Source organism: Microbacterium gawkjiense, from assembly GCF_031932225.1.
Lineage (GTDB): Bacteria > Actinomycetota > Actinomycetes > Actinomycetales > Microbacteriaceae > Microbacterium > Microbacterium gawkjiense.
This window is the reverse complement of record NZ_JAUZVV010000001.1, coordinates 1,210,932-1,226,105: the sequence shown is the minus strand read 5'-3', so window position 1 is coordinate 1,226,105 and position 15,174 is coordinate 1,210,932. Positions and strand designations below refer to the sequence as shown.

General features: G+C 68.6%; 18 protein-coding genes and 1 pseudogene. 6 read left to right on the top strand and 13 right to left on the bottom strand.

Features of this window, described 5'->3' with window-relative positions; translation table 11 throughout:
- Positions 1-77: 77 nt before the first annotated feature.
- The 8 genes from Q9S71_RS06000 to Q9S71_RS05965 all read right to left on the bottom strand — a co-directional run bounded on the left by Q9S71_RS06000 (position 78) and on the right by Q9S71_RS05965 (position 7,968).
- Positions 78-1,466: an NtaA/DmoA family FMN-dependent monooxygenase gene (locus tag Q9S71_RS06000; RefSeq protein WP_311861156.1), complete on the bottom strand. Its 1,389-nt coding sequence runs from the start codon at positions 1,464-1,466 to the stop codon at positions 78-80.
- A gap of 22 nt (positions 1,467-1,488) precedes the next feature.
- Positions 1,489-2,682, bottom strand: a complete 1,194-nt coding sequence (locus tag Q9S71_RS05995) for an acyl-CoA dehydrogenase family protein (RefSeq protein ID WP_311861155.1) — start codon at positions 2,680-2,682, stop codon at positions 1,489-1,491.
- Positions 2,679-3,692, bottom strand: a complete 1,014-nt coding sequence (locus Q9S71_RS05990; protein WP_311861154.1) for an aldo/keto reductase — start codon at positions 3,690-3,692, stop codon at positions 2,679-2,681. The genes Q9S71_RS05995 and Q9S71_RS05990 overlap by 4 nt, the downstream gene beginning before the upstream one ends.
- Complete coding sequence (locus Q9S71_RS05985; protein WP_311861153.1) at positions 3,689-4,858, bottom strand: acyl-CoA dehydrogenase family protein; 1,170 nt, start codon at positions 4,856-4,858, stop codon at positions 3,689-3,691. Before Q9S71_RS05985 ends, Q9S71_RS05990 begins: the two co-directional genes overlap by 4 nt.
- Positions 4,855-5,520 carry a methionine ABC transporter permease gene (locus Q9S71_RS05980; protein WP_311861152.1) on the bottom strand — a complete coding sequence of 222 codons (666 nt, stop codon included), beginning with the start codon at positions 5,518-5,520 and terminating at the stop codon, positions 4,855-4,857. Before Q9S71_RS05980 ends, Q9S71_RS05985 begins: the two co-directional genes overlap by 4 nt.
- Entirely contained in the window at positions 5,513-6,562 is a 1,050-nt protein-coding gene (locus Q9S71_RS05975) for a methionine ABC transporter ATP-binding protein (protein ID WP_311861151.1), read from the bottom strand. Before Q9S71_RS05975 ends, Q9S71_RS05980 begins: the two co-directional genes overlap by 8 nt.
- 78 nt (positions 6,563-6,640) lie before the next feature.
- Positions 6,641-7,630 carry a MetQ/NlpA family ABC transporter substrate-binding protein gene (locus Q9S71_RS05970; protein ID WP_311861150.1) on the bottom strand — a complete coding sequence of 330 codons (990 nt, stop codon included), beginning with the start codon at positions 7,628-7,630 and terminating at the stop codon, positions 6,641-6,643.
- A gap of 155 nt (positions 7,631-7,785) precedes the next feature.
- Positions 7,786-7,968: a hypothetical protein gene (locus Q9S71_RS05965; protein ID WP_311861147.1), complete on the bottom strand. Its 183-nt coding sequence runs from the start codon at positions 7,966-7,968 to the stop codon at positions 7,786-7,788.
- 201 nt (positions 7,969-8,169) lie between these two features.
- On the opposite strand from Q9S71_RS05965, the gene Q9S71_RS05960 reads away from it, so the two are divergent.
- The 3 genes and pseudogenes from Q9S71_RS05960 to Q9S71_RS15140 all read left to right on the top strand — a co-directional run bounded on the left by Q9S71_RS05960 (position 8,170) and on the right by Q9S71_RS15140 (position 9,226).
- The gene (locus Q9S71_RS05960) at positions 8,170-8,430 is read left to right on the top strand and encodes a hypothetical protein (protein WP_311861146.1); all 261 of its coding nucleotides are present in this window, start codon (positions 8,170-8,172) and stop codon (positions 8,428-8,430) included.
- Positions 8,431-8,556: 126 nt separating this feature from the next.
- A complete protein-coding gene (locus Q9S71_RS05955; RefSeq protein ID WP_311861144.1) occupies positions 8,557-8,778 on the top strand; it encodes a hypothetical protein in 222 nt (73 codons plus the stop codon).
- A gap of 132 nt (positions 8,779-8,910) precedes the next feature.
- Positions 8,911-9,226: pseudogene (locus Q9S71_RS15140) on the top strand (DUF7882 family protein).
- Positions 9,227-9,249: 23 nt separating this feature from the next.
- Here Q9S71_RS15140 and Q9S71_RS05945 read toward each other — a convergent pair.
- Both Q9S71_RS05945 and Q9S71_RS05940 read right to left on the bottom strand, forming a co-directional pair.
- Positions 9,250-9,594: a hypothetical protein gene (locus Q9S71_RS05945; RefSeq protein WP_311861142.1), complete on the bottom strand. Its 345-nt coding sequence runs from the start codon at positions 9,592-9,594 to the stop codon at positions 9,250-9,252.
- Between the two features lie 108 nt (positions 9,595-9,702).
- Positions 9,703-10,749, bottom strand: coding sequence for an NAD(P)-dependent alcohol dehydrogenase (locus Q9S71_RS05940; RefSeq protein WP_311861140.1), 1,047 nt, complete (start codon positions 10,747-10,749; stop codon positions 9,703-9,705).
- 121 nt (positions 10,750-10,870) lie between these two features.
- On the opposite strand from Q9S71_RS05940, the gene Q9S71_RS05935 reads away from it, so the two are divergent.
- Positions 10,871-11,749 carry an aldo/keto reductase gene (locus Q9S71_RS05935; protein WP_311861138.1) on the top strand — a complete coding sequence of 293 codons (879 nt, stop codon included), beginning with the start codon at positions 10,871-10,873 and terminating at the stop codon, positions 11,747-11,749.
- 9 nt (positions 11,750-11,758) lie between these two features.
- On the opposite strand, the gene Q9S71_RS05930 is transcribed toward Q9S71_RS05935, so the two are convergent.
- Together Q9S71_RS05930 and Q9S71_RS05925 are read right to left on the bottom strand one after the other, a co-directional pair.
- Positions 11,759-12,118 (bottom strand): hypothetical protein, encoded by a 360-nt coding sequence (locus tag Q9S71_RS05930; protein ID WP_311861137.1) that lies wholly within the window; start codon positions 12,116-12,118, stop codon positions 11,759-11,761.
- Between the two features lie 79 nt (positions 12,119-12,197).
- Positions 12,198-12,704, bottom strand: coding sequence for a MarR family winged helix-turn-helix transcriptional regulator (locus Q9S71_RS05925; RefSeq protein ID WP_311861136.1), 507 nt, complete (start codon positions 12,702-12,704; stop codon positions 12,198-12,200).
- A 130-nt stretch (positions 12,705-12,834) separates the two neighbouring features.
- Between Q9S71_RS05925 and Q9S71_RS05920 the strand changes: the two genes are divergently transcribed.
- Positions 12,835-13,176 (top strand): hypothetical protein, encoded by a 342-nt coding sequence (locus tag Q9S71_RS05920; protein ID WP_311861135.1) that lies wholly within the window; start codon positions 12,835-12,837, stop codon positions 13,174-13,176.
- A gap of 16 nt (positions 13,177-13,192) precedes the next feature.
- Here the strand turns inward: Q9S71_RS05920 and Q9S71_RS05915 are convergent, their stop codons facing one another.
- Positions 13,193-14,053, bottom strand: coding sequence for a carbohydrate kinase family protein (locus tag Q9S71_RS05915; RefSeq protein WP_311861134.1), 861 nt, complete (start codon positions 14,051-14,053; stop codon positions 13,193-13,195).
- Positions 14,054-14,238: 185 nt separating this feature from the next.
- Here Q9S71_RS05915 and Q9S71_RS05910 point away from each other — a divergent pair, with 185 nt between their 5' ends.
- Positions 14,239-15,114 (top strand): formate/nitrite transporter family protein, encoded by an 876-nt coding sequence (locus Q9S71_RS05910; protein WP_217528650.1) that lies wholly within the window; start codon positions 14,239-14,241, stop codon positions 15,112-15,114.
- The last annotated feature ends 60 nt before the right edge of the window (positions 15,115-15,174 follow it).

The window sequence follows — 15,174 nt, the reverse complement described above, 5'->3', positions numbered from 1 at the left end:
GGACACCTGAAACACGAGGTAGAGGTTCGTCATATTCATTCACACGCGCTGCCAGCCCAGGCGTGCGGACACTCTCCTCAGCCGAAGAGGGGAGGCATCGGGACGGTCAAGTTCGCTCCACCGCGGTAGCGCGCGGCGATGTGATTCTCGGGCAGTCGCGGTCCCCGGCCGAACAGGCGCTCCCGGAGGGTCGGCCCGCCCTCGAGCAGACGCCCGCGCGCGCGCAGCTCGGGGACGACGAGCTCGGCGAAGTCACGGGCCGTGTCGAAGGAGTGGTACTGACGCAGGTTGATCCCGTCGACGCCGTCCTCGTCCAGCCACCGCTCGATCTCATCGGCGACCACCTTCGGCGTCCCGACGACGAAGAACCGGCCTTCCCGTCCGCCTGCGATCCCGTCGATGAGCTGACCGATCGTCGTGTCGGGGCCCGCGCTCGGCACCGCCTTCTCGGCGACGCCGGCCTGCGCGAGGGCATCGCGAACGAGGGTCTCCCGCGGGAACACCGTCGGATCGAAGGGGAACCCGGCGTGGGCGAGGATGCCTTCCAGGCTGGTCTGCTCGCGATAGGTGCGCCACTTGTCCGACGCCTCCTCCTCCGTGCGCCCCACGACGACGCCCGCCTGCACGATGAACTTGAGGTCGTCTGCCGTACGCCCGTGACGCGCGGCGGCCTCCCGCATCCGCTCGGCATTCTGGATGAAGTCCGCTGTCGACCGCCCGCCGGTGAAAACGAGCTCGGCGTGACGACCGGCGAAGGCGATGCCCGCCGGCGACCCGGTCGCCTGATACAGAACCGGGGTCCGCTGCGGGGACGGCTGACTGAGGTGCGGACCGGCGACACGGAAGTTCTCGCCGACATGGTCGATGTACCGGACCTTCGAGGGGTCGGTGTACGTCTTCCCGACCGCGTCGGCGACCACGGCGTCGTCATCCCACGACCCTTCCCAGAGCTTGTAGACGACGTCGAGGAACTCGTCGGCGATGGCGTAGCGGCGGTCGTGCGGGATCTCGTCGGCGAGACCGAAATTGCGCGCGGCGTTCGGGAGGTACGAGGTGACGACGTTCCACCCGACCCGCCCTCCGGTGAGGTGATCCAGGGTGGACATGCGGCGTGCGAAGGCGAACGGCGGCTCGTAGCTCGTCGAGAACGTCACCCCGAACCCGAGCCTCTCCGTGACCGCCGCCATGGCGGGGATGACCAGAAGCGGGTCGTTCGACGGGATCTGGAGTCCCTCGCGGATCGCCGTCTCGGGGCCGCCGCGGAACACGTCGTACGCTCCGATCACGTCGGCCAGGAACACACCGTCGAACCCACCGTGCTCGAGGATCTGAGCGAGTTCGAGCCAGTACGAGATGTCGTTGAAACGGTGCCGGTTGTTCTCCGGCAATGACCAGAGACCGTGCGTGATGTGGCTCACCGTGTTCATCTCGAACAGGTTCAGGATGAGCTTCTTGGGCTCGGTCATTCAATGCCTTTCCGGGTTCGCCTCATGCCTCACCGGTGCTCCACCATCCCGGGACGGGGATGCCGTTGAGTAGGAGATCGCCGAGGGCTCTGGCTTTGAAGGGGGTGGGGTTGTGCGACGCGATCGTCCGGGCATTGCGCCAATGCCTGTCGAGGGCGAGCCCCGTGTCGACCGCGCTCGCCCCACCCACCTCGAAGAGAAGAGTGGCGGCGTCGAGGACCGATGGAAGGATGACGAGTTGTGCACGAGTGGTGGATGCCTCCACGGGCTCGATGATCGCACGCAGCTCTTCTCCCGACGCACCGCTCTGCTGCGCCGTCGTCGACTCGTCCAGGCCCGCGGCGGCGGAGGCGAGCGCCGAGTCGGCGGCGAATGCGAGAGCGGACAGTCTGCCGACGGTTTCCTGCACGATCGGGTCTTCGCGGGCCATGGCCGCCGAGCCGTGGCTGAAGGTCCGGGTGCGGGTCTGCACGAACTGGACGGCATCGTCGACGATCGCCCGACCGATGCCCGCGACCGTCGCGAGCAGGACCAGTTGCACGAAGGCTCCGCCGTGTGACGGTCCGCCCGTGAGTCGGCGCGAGACGGCATCCTCCGTCACCGTGACAGCACGGAAGACCGTCGTACCGCTCCCGGTCATGCGCTGGCCGAATCCCGTCCAATCGTCGATGACCTCGACGCCCGACGCGTTCGTCGGGACCAGCGCCGACACGAGAGCACCGCCTTCATCCTGGGCGGCCACGGACACGAGGTCTGCGAACAGGGTGCCGGTGCTGTAGTACTTCGTGCCGTCCAGCACGAGACCGTCCGGCGAGTCTGCGAGCGTCGTGGCGAGAGTCCCCACCTTCGCCGTCGACCGTTCATGACTGGCGTTGCCGACGATCGCTCCCGACGAGATCAGTTCGAGACGGCGGGTGCGTTGCGATGACGGCGGGGCGAGCACCGTGCGATCGACGAACGAGAAGTGCGAGCGGAACAACTGAGCGAGGTTAGGGTCGCGGCGAGCCAACTCGGCGAGGAGCTCGAACAGCACGGAAGGCGCTTCGCCGCCCCCTCCGAACTCCTCGGGCAGCGTCACTCTCGTGAACCCCGCCTCGCGCAGCGCAGCCACCTCGGCGTGCGGGAGTCGCCGGTCGCGTTCGCGCGTGACGGCATCCCTCCCCACGTCGTCGAAGACGGCGGTGAACCGGTGCACAGCATCACGGACGCGACTCATTCGTCACCGATCCGCTCGCGGCCCTGCGAGATCGTGAGCGGGTCGCGCGCCCGATCGCCCTCCACCAGCGAAGCGAGGCGATCGAGCTCAGCGACCGTCTGCGGGGACGGGCGGTGTCCGAGTGCGGAGACGTTCTCGCGGACCCGGTCCGCTCGTCGCGTCCCGGGGATCGCTGCGAGCGCCACACCGAGCCTCTCTGCCCGGTCGTACAGCCAGCCCAGTGCGAGCCGGGCGGGTGACACCCCTTCATCGGCTGCCCGTCGACGCACTGCGTCGACGACCACCTCGTTCGAGCGGAGGCGTTCCGCGTCGAACCGCGGGAAGTTGCGGCGGCTGTCGGTCGGATCCGGTGGGGAATCCGCGCTGACGGCACCGGTCAGGAAGCCGCGGCCGAGCGGCGCGTACGCGACGAAGCCCACTCCCCTGTCGACCGCCGCAGGGATGACGTGGTCCTCGACGTCCCTGCTCCAGATCGACCATTCGCTCTGAACGGCCGCAATCGGATGGACGGTGTGTGCGCGCGCGAGCTCCGCAGCCGTGGCTTCGCTCAGTCCCACATGGCCGATCAGTCCGGCGGCGACGAGGTCCGCCATCGCTCCCACGGTGTCCTCGATCGGCACGCGCGGATCGACCCGGTGGTAGTAGTACAGATCGATGCGCTCCACACCGAGCCTGCGGAGGCTGCGCTCCACGGCCGCGCGGAGGTACGGCGCGTCGCCGCGGACCCGCAGACCGTCGGCATCCGGGGCGGACAGAAAACCGAACTTCGAGGCGAGGACGACCTCGTCCCGCCGGGCGCGGACCACGCGTCCGACGAGCTCCTCGTTCGCACCGTCGCCGTAGATGTCGGCCGTGTCGATGAGGGCTGCACCTGCGTCGATGGCGGCGTGCAGGGTGGCGATCGATTCCCGCTCGTCCGCCGGGCCGTAGGCGTGCGTGAGCGACATCGTCCCGAAGCCCTGAGCGGGAACGACGAGCCCGTCGCCGAGTGTGATGGAGGGAAGGGTCATCGGGATGCCTCCGATCGTTCCGCCGCGGGCGCCTGCCAGTCGGGGAGATCGCCGGTCAGCGCGAACTGCCCGAGCGCACGGGTCCGCTGCATGACCGGGTTGTGGGATGCGATCGTCCGGACGTTGCGCCAGTGCCGGTCGAGCGCATACCCGTTGCCGACCGCCGACGCTCCGCCGACCTCGAACAGTCTGGTCGTCGCATCCAGGACGAGCCGGGGCACCAGCTCCTGCAGGCGGAACACGTCGAACTGGATGTCGCGCATGCGCTCGACGCTGGCGCCCGACTCCGAGGCGTCCCCGAGATCGGCGGCCACAGACAGCACCAGACGCCGCGTGGTCGCCGCGGCGACGCTCAGTTCGCCGACGACGAGTTGGACCAGGGCATCCTCTCGGGGCAGAGTCTCGCCGGCGAATCCGAAGGTGCGACGGCGCGGCGTCACGAAGGCCACCGTGTCGTCGAGGGCGCGCTGCGCAATTCCTGCGATGACGGCGATGAGCGCGAGCTGGAGGATCGACCCGAGATGGTGCCACCGAGTATCGGCGGGGTCGCTCGACGGCGGAACGATGCTGTCCTCGCCGACCGGAACCCGATCGAAGACGGTGGTACCGCTGCCGGTGAGCACCTGACCGAAACCGTCCCAATCATCGGTCGACCGCACCCCGTCGTGATGCGCGGACACCGTGACCGCGACGCGATCGTCGCCGTCCAGCGCCGCGAGATGGATCCAGTCGGCGTAGATGCTCCCGGTCGTGTAGTACTTCGTGCCCGACAGGACGGGCGACCCCTCCGACCGATCGATGCGGGTCTCGAGCCGCGCGGTGTCGTGGCGCTCGGACTGAGCGTTGCCGACGAAATCTCCCGCGAGGATGCGTTCGAACCACGGTGCCGCGAAGTCCGCCGGCTGCTGCCGGAGCGACTCCACGAAGGCGATGTGTCCACGCCAGACGTGGCCGAGACTCGCGTCCGCGCTGGAGAGGCGGATGAGGCGGGCGAACAGTTCCTCGAGGCGCAGGGGCGACCCGCCGAAGGCCTCCGGCACCCGCCACGTGCCGAACCCGATCCCGCGCAGCTCGGCGAGTTCTTCCGTCAGCAGACATCGGTCGCGCTCCCGCCGTGCCGCGTCGGGGGCGACGCGGGACACGAACTCATCGAAGGCGACGCTCATCGGTGCATCACCTTCCGCGCCACAGCGTTGCCGAGGAACTGCGCCGCCTGGACGAGCGCGATGAGGACGAGGACGACGATCGCCACCGAGATCCAGTCGAAGCGTTGGTAGCCGTAGTTCATCGCGAGCGACCCGAGCCCGCGTCCGCCGAGGACTCCGGCCACAGCGGTCGCGTCGACCAGGGCGACGAGGATGTAGGTCAGTCCCAGCGTGAGAGGGCCGAGAGCTTCCGGGACGACGATGGAGAACAGCACCCGCGCGGGGCTCGCCCCCATCGCCGCGCCGGCCTCGATCGATCCCGGACTGACCGCGACCAGGTTGGACTCCGAGACGCGGGCGATGGCGACGCACGCCACGATGATGAGCGGGATCGTCTGCGGGAGTGGGCCCAGGCCCGTCCCGAAGATCACGCGCGTGAGCGGGATGACCGCGATGGCGACGATGAGGAACGGGATTGGACGGATCACGTTGATCACGAAATTGAGCACGCCGAAGACGAATCGGTTCTGCAGCAGGTTGCCCGGGCGGCTCGCGTAGAGCAGGAGCCCCAGCAACACTCCGATGACGGCTGCGCCCGCGAAAGCGACGGTCACCATGAGGCCGGTCTCAGCGATGGCATCCCGCAGCCGCGGGAAGAAGGCATCGGGGTCGAAGTCACGCACGTGCCACCTCCGCTACGCGCGCGTCGAGCTCCGCGACGGACGTCGTTTGCCGGAGTCCGGCGATCGCGGCATCCACCGCCTCGTCGGCGCCGATCAGCTCGACGGTCAGGCTGCCGAACAGACGTCCCTGCAGCTCGTCGACACCTCCGAAGACGACGTTGACGTCGACCCCGTGGTCTCGGGCTACCTGGGAGAGGAACGGATGATTGGTGTCCCGGTCCTCGACGTGCAGCTGCACGAGCCGGCCGTGGTGCACGGCGCGGATCTTCGCGAGCGCGTCGGGCGACGGGATGTGGTGCAGGACGGATGAGACGAATCGTCGAGTCGTCGGATGCTGCGGCGCCGAGAAGACGTCGTAAACGCTGCCGTGCTCGACGACCTCTCCGTCTTCCATGACGGCCACCTTGTCGGCGATCTCCCGGATCACGTCGATCTCGTGGGTCACGAGCAGGATCGTCACGCCGTACTCTTCGTTCACGCGGCGGAGGAGGTCGAGGACCTCGCGCGTGGTCTGGGGGTCGAGGGCGCTGGTCGCCTCGTCCGAGATGAGGACGTCGGGCCGGGTGGCCAGAGCGCGAGCGATGCCGACGCGCTGCTTCTGTCCGCCGGAGAGCTGCGACGGGTATGACAGCGCTTTGTCCGTGAGCCCGACGAAGCGCAGGAGCTCCTCGACGCGGTCGAGCGTCTCATCCTCGGGGATCCCCGCGAGCCGCAGGGGGTAGGCGATGTTCTTGTAGACGTTCCGCGACTCCAGCAGGTTGAACTGCTGGAACACCATGCCGATGCGCTGCCGGGCGGCATAGAGCGCCTTGCCGTACAGCGCAGAGATCTCACGACCGTCGACGACGACGCGGCCGCTGGTCGGTCGCTCGAGAGCGTTGACGGTGCGCAGGAGAGTGGACTTGCCGGCGCCGGAGAATCCGACGATGCCGAAGATCTCGCCCCTTTCGACCGTGAGGCTGACGTCGTTCAGGGCGGCGAAGGTCCGTCCTTTCACCGTGAAGGACTTGGAGACGTTCTCGAAGGATATGGCGGTGCTCATGGGTGCTCTTCTCCGGTCGAGGGGGCCGTGGCGGACGAGCGTCCGCCACGGCCCCGAGAGGGATGGTGCGGCAGCGGCTTACTGAGAGGCTGCCTGCTCCTCGAGGTCGGCCAGCTTGGCGCGGAGCTTCTCGACGGGCACGTCGACCAGCACCGTCGTGTCGGCGTTCTCCTCGACATTCGCGTCCGCGACGCGCTCGTCCGCGTAGACCTCCTTGAGGATCGCCCACGCCGGGTCGTCCTTGTTGTCGTCGCGCGTGGCGATGACATTCACGTAAGGGAGGTTCTGCTCGGAGAGCGAGTCGTCGAGGAACAGTGCGTCATCGGTCGTGATGCCCTGGCTGGGGTCGAAGTAGGAGGTGCCCACGACGACCGCCGCGAGGCTCGGGTCGTCGAACTGCTGCGCGATCGAGGTCGCCGCGATCTCCACGAACTGGAGGTTCTTCGGATTGCCGGTCACGTCATCGGTCGAGGGGAAGTCGCTCTTGTCCTCCGAGAGCTCGATCAGGCCGGCTGCTTCGAGGATGTTCAGCGCGCGGCCGCCGTTGGACGGGTCGTCCGGAATGGCGATCTTGGCGCCGTCCGGCACGTCCTCGACCGAGTCCAGGGAGGCCGAGAAGATGCCCCACTGGGTGATGAGGGTCGAGAAGACAGGAGTCAGGTCCTCGTTGTTCTCGGCGTTGAACGCGCTCAGGTACAGGATGTGCTGGAAGGCGTTGGCGTCGACCGTACCGGCCGCGAGCTCGGTGTTCGGAAGCACCCAGTCCTGCACGTTGACCCATTCGATGTCGAGGCCCTTCTCGGCCGCGACCTCCTTGATCGTGTCCCGGAACGGGCTGTCCTCGGACACGGCGATCTTGACGCTGATGGGCTGCGCCGCAGCTGCGGGCTCACCGGCTGCGCCGGCAGCCGGAGCGCGGAACGCGGTGGTGGCGAACACGACGCCGCCCACGATGGCGGCGACGGCGACCACTCCGATGGCGACGGAGAGCACGACGCGAGTGCGCTTCTTCTCTCCGGCGACCGCCGTCCGGAGGTCGTTCTGTGGGTGCTGGGGCTGGTCGGACATGGTGCGGCGTTCCTTCGTGCGAGCTGTGGGTGTGTGGCTGAGACACATTCCTAACCCGCGGGGCACCGGCCCGTCCGGTGCGGGACGTTCCGTGACGGGCCGTTACCGCGTCTTACGAAGAGGTTTGGAGACTCCGCCGCCGCTGGAGCCGTCCTTCACGCGATCCAGGCGAGCTCGAACCGCTTCGCCATGAGCGCCAACTCCGCCGCCGTGCTCCCGCTCAACTCGACCGCACACACGAGCAGGACCTCACGGTCCCGCAGAGCTTGGCGGAGCGCACGACCGATGAGTCCTGCGGCACCGGTGACGACCCATCGGGATCCTTCGAGCGGCTCCATGCGCCTCATCCTGACACCCGTCCCGCAGGAACGGTGTCGAACGCGGGGGGGATCGAGACCGACCTCTCGCGCGAGGGTCTGCTGGACGAGATCGCCGCCGATGGGTGTTCAGCCCGAGGGAGCTCGCGCGCATTAACGCCGAAGAGTCCGGAGAGTGGTGTTTTCGCTAGGGCGTCTAGCGAAATGAGGTATCGTCGCCGGGTGACCGAGCCGGAGAAGCCCCAGACGACGATCGCCGTCGATGGCGCCGTCTTCCGGCTCGCGGAAGACACCGATGTGGACGAATTGGCGAGGAGTGTCGCCGCGGCTGCCAGATCCGGAGCGGAGTTCGTCACCTTCCAGACACCGGAAGCCGTCGACGTGCGCCTGCTCATCACCTCGATCAGCAGCGTGAGTATCGCCACGCAGCAGACGGCCGCGAGCTGGGAGCCGATCCCGGCCACGCCGTGGGAATGGGAATGACCGAACGGTTCGCCCAGATGGCATGGTGCAGTCGTGGAAGATCGTCCTGCACCGGTGCCCGCGCGGTCGAAGGCCCTTCTGGAAGCATGGGTGAGGGAGTTCCTCGCAGAGAGCGCGGCGCACGGGATGACGATCAAGGTCGCTGTTCAGGACGGCTCGGAGGGACGCGACACGGGATTGGTCGTCGTCGATCTCGGCAATGGCGGCGCAGAGGTCTACATGCAGCCCGCTAGCCTCGACAACACGTGGTGGGAGACGACGCTCACCTCCCGCCCGGGCGATCTGACCCTGTCTCCGATGAAGTTGGCGGCGATCGCGGCGGAGGTGGCTGTCGCCAGCGACCTCTGACTGTTCCTGCAGTTCACGTCGCTCGAATGGGATCGGATCAGCGGCATGCACGTCGACGATGCGTAGAAGCACGGCTGATGTGAGACGAGTCAACCCCCTGCTGCGCGGGGCACCGTCGCAGAGCCTGCCGAGGTGGGACGCATAACGATCGGCAACGCATCAGTGAAACTCGAGGATCGGGTGATCGCTCACCTCGAACTGGTGATCGTCACGAAGCTGCGCCGGGGCGAGCCGTTCGTCTTCACGTGGAGTCACGTGGGTGCACTCAGCTGCCGACATCGACTTCCGGTTCGACACCCGTGCGCGGACGACGATCAACCCGGCGTGGGTCGAAGCGCTGATGTCGTCGGCGAACTCCCCCACCGGGTTGCGGATCGTCCCCGAACCGGACCCTGCCGCGGAGGTCGACCCGATCGCCGCCGCCAGCTGGCCGACATCCACCATCTGACCCGGGTCGGACGCATGGTCCCCTCAGGCCGTCGGTGCCGCCTCGTTGTGCGCGACCGAGCGGACCTCGAGGTAGCCGCACAGCTCGGCCGCCGTCCCGAGCTCGGCCACGAGGGCAGCCGTCTCCTCGGCCGACAGGGCGACCTCGTCGAGCTGGGGCTCGAAGACGACCCGCCAGCGGGAGTCCTCCCCCATCGGCGGGCGCACGTACACCGTGGTCGAGGCGTTGCGCAGCGGCACGACGACCAGCCCGCCGTCGTCGCCCCACGAATCGTCCTGGATCACGACTTTGATGAGGTCGCCGTCCGCGCGCGCGGACATGAAGTCCTCGAGCCAGAGCTGGAGGGTGGCGCGGCTGCGGTACGGCATGTGTCCGTCTTCCCGTGCGCGACCGCGCCGGTGGACCCGGCGGGAGATGTCACGCTCTGACGCGAGGGTAACACCCCGAGGTGACCAGATCCCGCCGGGTTTTCAGACTCAGTCCTTCAAGGTCTCGATGTCGATGACGAAGCGGTAGCGGACGTCCGATCGCAGCACCCGCTCGTACGCCTCGTTGACCTCGTCGACGCCGATCAGCTCGGTCTCGGGGACGATGCCGTGGGCGGCGCAGAACTGAAGCATCTCCTGCGTCTCGGCGATGGATCCGATGCTGGAACCGGCGAAGGACCGCCGGTTGCCGAACAGCGTGAACACCCGCAGCGGCAGCGGCTCGGGCGGGGCGCCGACGTTGACCATGGTGCCGTCCAGGCGCAGCATCCGCAGGTAGGAGTCGAGCTTCAGCGGCGCGCTCACCGTGTTGAGGATGAGGTCGAACGTGTTGGCGAGGGTCCGGAAGGTGGCGTCGTCGCTCGTCGCGAAGTAGTGCGACGCACCGAAGCGCAGGCCGTCCTCCTGCTTCGACAGGGTCTGCGACAGCACGGTCACCTCAGCGCCCATCGCGGCCGCGATCTTGACCGCGAGGTGCCCGAGCCCGCCCATGCCGACGACCGCGACCTTCGAGCCGGGGCCGACCTTCCGATGCGCGAGCGGGGAGTAGGTCGTGATGCCGGCGCACAGCAGAGGTGCGACCGACTCGTACGGGAGCGTCTCGGGGATGCGGAGCACGAAGTCCTGATCGACGACGACGTGGGTCGAGTAGCCGCCCTGCGTGATCGTGCCGTCGCGGTCGACCGACGCGTACGTCTGCGTGTTGCCCTTCAGGCAGTAATTCTCCATGCCGGCCCGGCAGTTCTCGCACTCGCGGCACGAGTTCACCATGCAGCCGACGCCCACGCGGTCACCGGCCGCGAAACCCGTGACCTCGGATCCGACCTCGACGACCTCGCCGGCGATCTCGTGCCCCACGACCTGCGGGTAGGTCACCGGACCCCAGTCGCCCCGGACGGTGTGGATGTCGGAGTGGCAGATCCCCGCGTAACGGATGGCGATGAGCACATCGCGCGGTCCCGTCTCGCGACGCTCGATCGTCGTGCGGATGAGGGGGTCGGTTGCCGAAGGGGCTGCGTACGCGGCGACGGTGGGCATGGGTTCTCCTTGCTGATCGATCGACGGATGCCGCGGGTCGCCGCATCCGTCCTGTCACACGCTACGCGCGCGACCGTGGGTATCGTCGGAGGCGACCGCGCACCGAAGCCGGGAGGCACCGATGAACACCCTCTCCCCCACCCCCGTCATCCTCGGGGCCTCGCGTCTCGGCGACCGCCCGGGGGCGGCCGAGCTCGCCGACGCCCTGATCCGCTCGGACCTCGGCGACGTCGACACGAGCAACAACTACGCCGGCGGACGCAGCGAGCAGGCGCTCGGCGACGCGATCCGGCGCGCCGGCGGACTGCCCGGACCGTCGCGGATCTACTCGAAGGCCGACAGCGACCCCGACACGGGCGTCTTCGACGGCGACCGGGTGAGGCGTTCGCTTGACGAGTCGCTGACCCGCCTCGGGCTCGACCGCCTGCCGCTGTACCAGCTGCACGACCCCTACGGCCTGACGCTCGCCGAGGCGATGGGCAAGGGCGGTGCCGTCCCCGCCCTGATCGAGCTCCGCGACCAGGGCGTGATCGGCGCGATCGGCATCGCATCGGGCACGCTGTCGCAGGTGCGGGAGTACGTCGACACCGGTGCGTTCGACGTCGTCCTCTCTCACAACCGCTACACGCTCGTGACGCGCACCGCCGAGCCCGTCTTCGAGGCGGCCCGCGCGCAGGGCATGACGGTCTTCAATGCGGCGCCGTTCGGCGGGGGCACGCTCGCCAACGGCGACGGCTCGTTCGGTTACCGCCCGATGCCCGCCGACTTCGCCGCCCATGTCGGTCGCGTCCGCAGCCTCGCCGACGAGCACGGGGTCGACCTCGCCGCCGCGGCGCTGCAGTTCTCGATGCGCAGTCCCCTCGTCGACGCGACCGTCGTCGGGATTACCTCGACCGCCCGCCTCGACGCCCTCGGCCCCCTCATCAACGCGGACGTCCCCGACACGTTCTTCGACGTGGTCGAGTCGCTCGGGACACCTCCGCCGGGGGTCGACGACTGACCGCTCGCGTCAGGCCCGGCCGAACCCGTCGAGGTCGGGGTCCCAGTACGCTTCGGGCCCCTCGTCGTACACACTGTCACCCGAGCCGCCGTCGGCGCGAGGGAAATGCTGGTGGTGGCGCAGCTGCGCGGCAGCGAACGAGAAGTCGGGCTCTGGGCGGTCCCACTCCGTCGCGACCGAAAGCACGTCGTTGCCGACGCCGATGACGAGGGATGCCTCGCCGATCTCCCCGCTCTTCTCGAAGACGATCGGGATCGTGACGGCATCGGCCCGTCCGCGCTCTGCGACGGCGGCCGTCAACGTGACGAGAGCCTCCGCGACGTCATCGGTCGTGACCACGGTCTCGCCGGCGTACGTGATGCATCTCATATGCCCACTATGGGCGTCGGAACGGAATCACGGGAATGGTTGCGTTCCCGCTCCGCGGCGGGTACAGCGGATGCCGCGGTCAGGCCTCGGCGGTCACGGGCGCGACGTCGTCCACCGCATCCGTCATCTTCTGCAGGAAGGCGACGACGTGCTCCTGCTCGTCGGGGGTCATCCCGACCGCGACGTCGTACATCAGCCCGTGCATGCGCCCGAGGGTCTCACGCACCTCTTCGTTGGCGTGCGGGGTGGCCCGTACGAAGATGCTGCGCCGGTCGCTCGGGTTCGCGATGCGCTCGACACGACCGGTCTTCTCGAGCCGGTCGAGCATCGTCGTGATCGAGGCCGATGTCACCCCGAGGTACTTGACGAGCTCGGCGGGACGGGCGGAGTGGCCCGGCTGGCGGATGAGGTACCGCAGGGCGAGCAGCTCGTTCTCGCCCATCGCCATGGAGTCCCGCGTCCGGCGGCGCATCGCCGCCTCCGCAGCCCGGTACGTGCGCAGGGCTTCGAGGACACGGCGAGCGCGATCGCGCTCGCCGGGCGACTCGTCGTACCAATAGCCGGCCGTGTGCTCGCCCTCCGCCACATCCACTCCCTGCTCGTCGCGCCGAAATGCGACGACATCGTCGAGAATAGGTGATGGGAACAGGCGGACAGCCGCCAGTAGCCACGTGTCTCCGGATCCGCTACTCTCCCGCCGCCGAGAAGGGAAGCCCATGCCGTTCCGCAGCAAAGAGACCCTTGAACGCTGGGTGGCGGACTTCCACGAAGCCCGCGGCGCGGGCGAGCTGGTCAAGGTGATCGTGCAGGACGGTTCGGAAGGAAGCGACACGGGACTGGTCGTCGTCCCCCTGCAGAACGCCACCGTCACGATCTTCATGGAGCCGGCGGCCATCGGGGAGGCGTCGTGGCGCGTGACGCTCGAACCGCAGCCCGATACAACGACCCTCAACAGCCATCAGTTGCACGGCATGGCGGTCGAGCTGTCCGTCGCCGCGGAGCTCTGCGCCTACCTCGAAGCCCGCTCCGTCGGCCACGAGGAGACCGACGTCGACTGACCTCTCGCGGCAGTCTTCAGCCGGTCCGCGTGCCCGCGTCCGGCTCGCTGAGCGCCGGATGCAGATGGGGCGACGCGAGGGCCACCGCAGCCTGTCGCGCACCGGCCGCAAGGCTCGCTTCGACGTCCGAGCCCGCGCGGTGCGCCGCGAGGAATCCGGCGAAGAAGGCGTCTCCGGCCCCGTTGCTGTCGACGACATCGACCTCCACCGCGGCGACCGCGTACCGACGGCGAGCGGCGTCCATCGCGATCGCCCCTGACGCTCCGCGCGTGCACACGGCGAGACGGGGGCCACGCTCGAGGCACGACTCCAGCAGCCGCCACGGGTCATCGACGGCATCGTCGTTCATGAACACGACCTCCGCGGCGCGCAGGAACGGCTCGTGGAATGCGGCCTTCCCGTCGTAGTCGTGGAGGTCCGTCCAGACCGGGGCGTCGATGCCGCGCGCCACGAGCTCGGCCCCGAGCGCGCTGAGATCCACGACCGCGACAGCGGCGGAGTCCAGATCATCACCGATCTCCGCGACGACCGCCGGATCTGCTGCCGAGGGCGTCGCGACGTACAGGGAGACCCGCTCGCCCGCCCGAGTCATCAGATTGACATGCTGCTCCGTGGCGTCGGACGCGTGGCGCGCCAGACGCACGCCCGCACTCGCGAGCCCGCTCGCGACGGCGGCGCCCTCGGCATCCGCTCCGAGAAGCGCGTGCAATCTCACGTCCAGGCCGAGCTCCGCAAGGTGGACCGCTTTGCCCGCCGATGTTCCGCCGACCGTCCGCACCGATCCGGTGGCGAACTGCATGTGGGGTGCCGGCTCGGGGAGCCGATCGAGTTCGATCAGGTGGTTCCAGGTGGCGGGCCCGCACACGACGACGGTCATGCGCTCAGTCAACCATCGGTCTCTGCTCCGGAGGCCGACGACCGGACGCATCCGATCTCACATCGCGCCTCCCTCCGAAGAGAGGAAGAGGTAACCAAAGCGGTCGATCCCGGTGCGGTCGGGGGAAACACCCGCCCTTTAGCGTCGAGCCTCACACCCGGCTCCACGACTGAAAGGGATCTGCGATGACGTACGTCAAGCCCACCGAGCTCGTCCAGACCGTGATCGACGCCGGCGCGTCGAAGGTCATGCTCTCCACCCGTGACACCCTCGTCCGCTCCATCATGGGCGGCGCGCTGCTCACGCTCGCGGCGGCGTTCGCCGTCACGGTCAGCGTCACCACCGGCATGCCGCTGCTGGGCGCCGTACTCTTCCCCATCGGGTTCGTGATGCTCTACCTGCTCGGCTACGACCTGCTCACCGGCGTGTTCGTGCTCGCACCCCTCGCGTGGCTCGACAAGCGCCCGGGCGTCACGCTCGGCGGCATCCTGCGCAACTGGGGACTCGTCTTCCTCGGCAACTTCATCGGCGCGTTCTCGATCGCGCTGCTCATGGCAATCGTCTTCACGAACGGCTTCTCGACCCCGCCGAACGAGGTCGGTCAGGCGATCGGCCACATCGGCGAGGGCCGCACGGTCGGCTACGCCGAACACGGTGCCAACGGGATGCTGACCCTCTTCGTCCGCGCCGTGCTCTGCAACGCCATGGTCGCCACCGGAGTCGTCCTCGCGATGGTGTCGAAGGACGTGATCGGCAAGATCGTCGCGATGTGGATGCCGATCATGCTGTTCTTCTTCATGGGTTTCGAGCACTCCATCGTGAACATGTTCCTCTTCCCGTCGGGGCTGCTTCTGGGCGGCGACTTCACGATCGGCGACTACCTGATCTGGAACGAGATCCCGACGGTGCTCGGCAACCTCGTGGGCGGACTGCTCTTCGTCGGCATCCCGCTGTACGTGACCTACGGCCGCCCCGCCGCCCCCCGCCGCGTGCGCCCGTCGCGTCGCGAAGCCGCCGCCGCTCGGGCCGTCGCCGCGGGCTCCGCCGTCCCCACCCGGTGACCGACGTGGCCGGCATCGTAAAGAGACCGCAACACGACGTGACCACCCAGGCAACCTCGC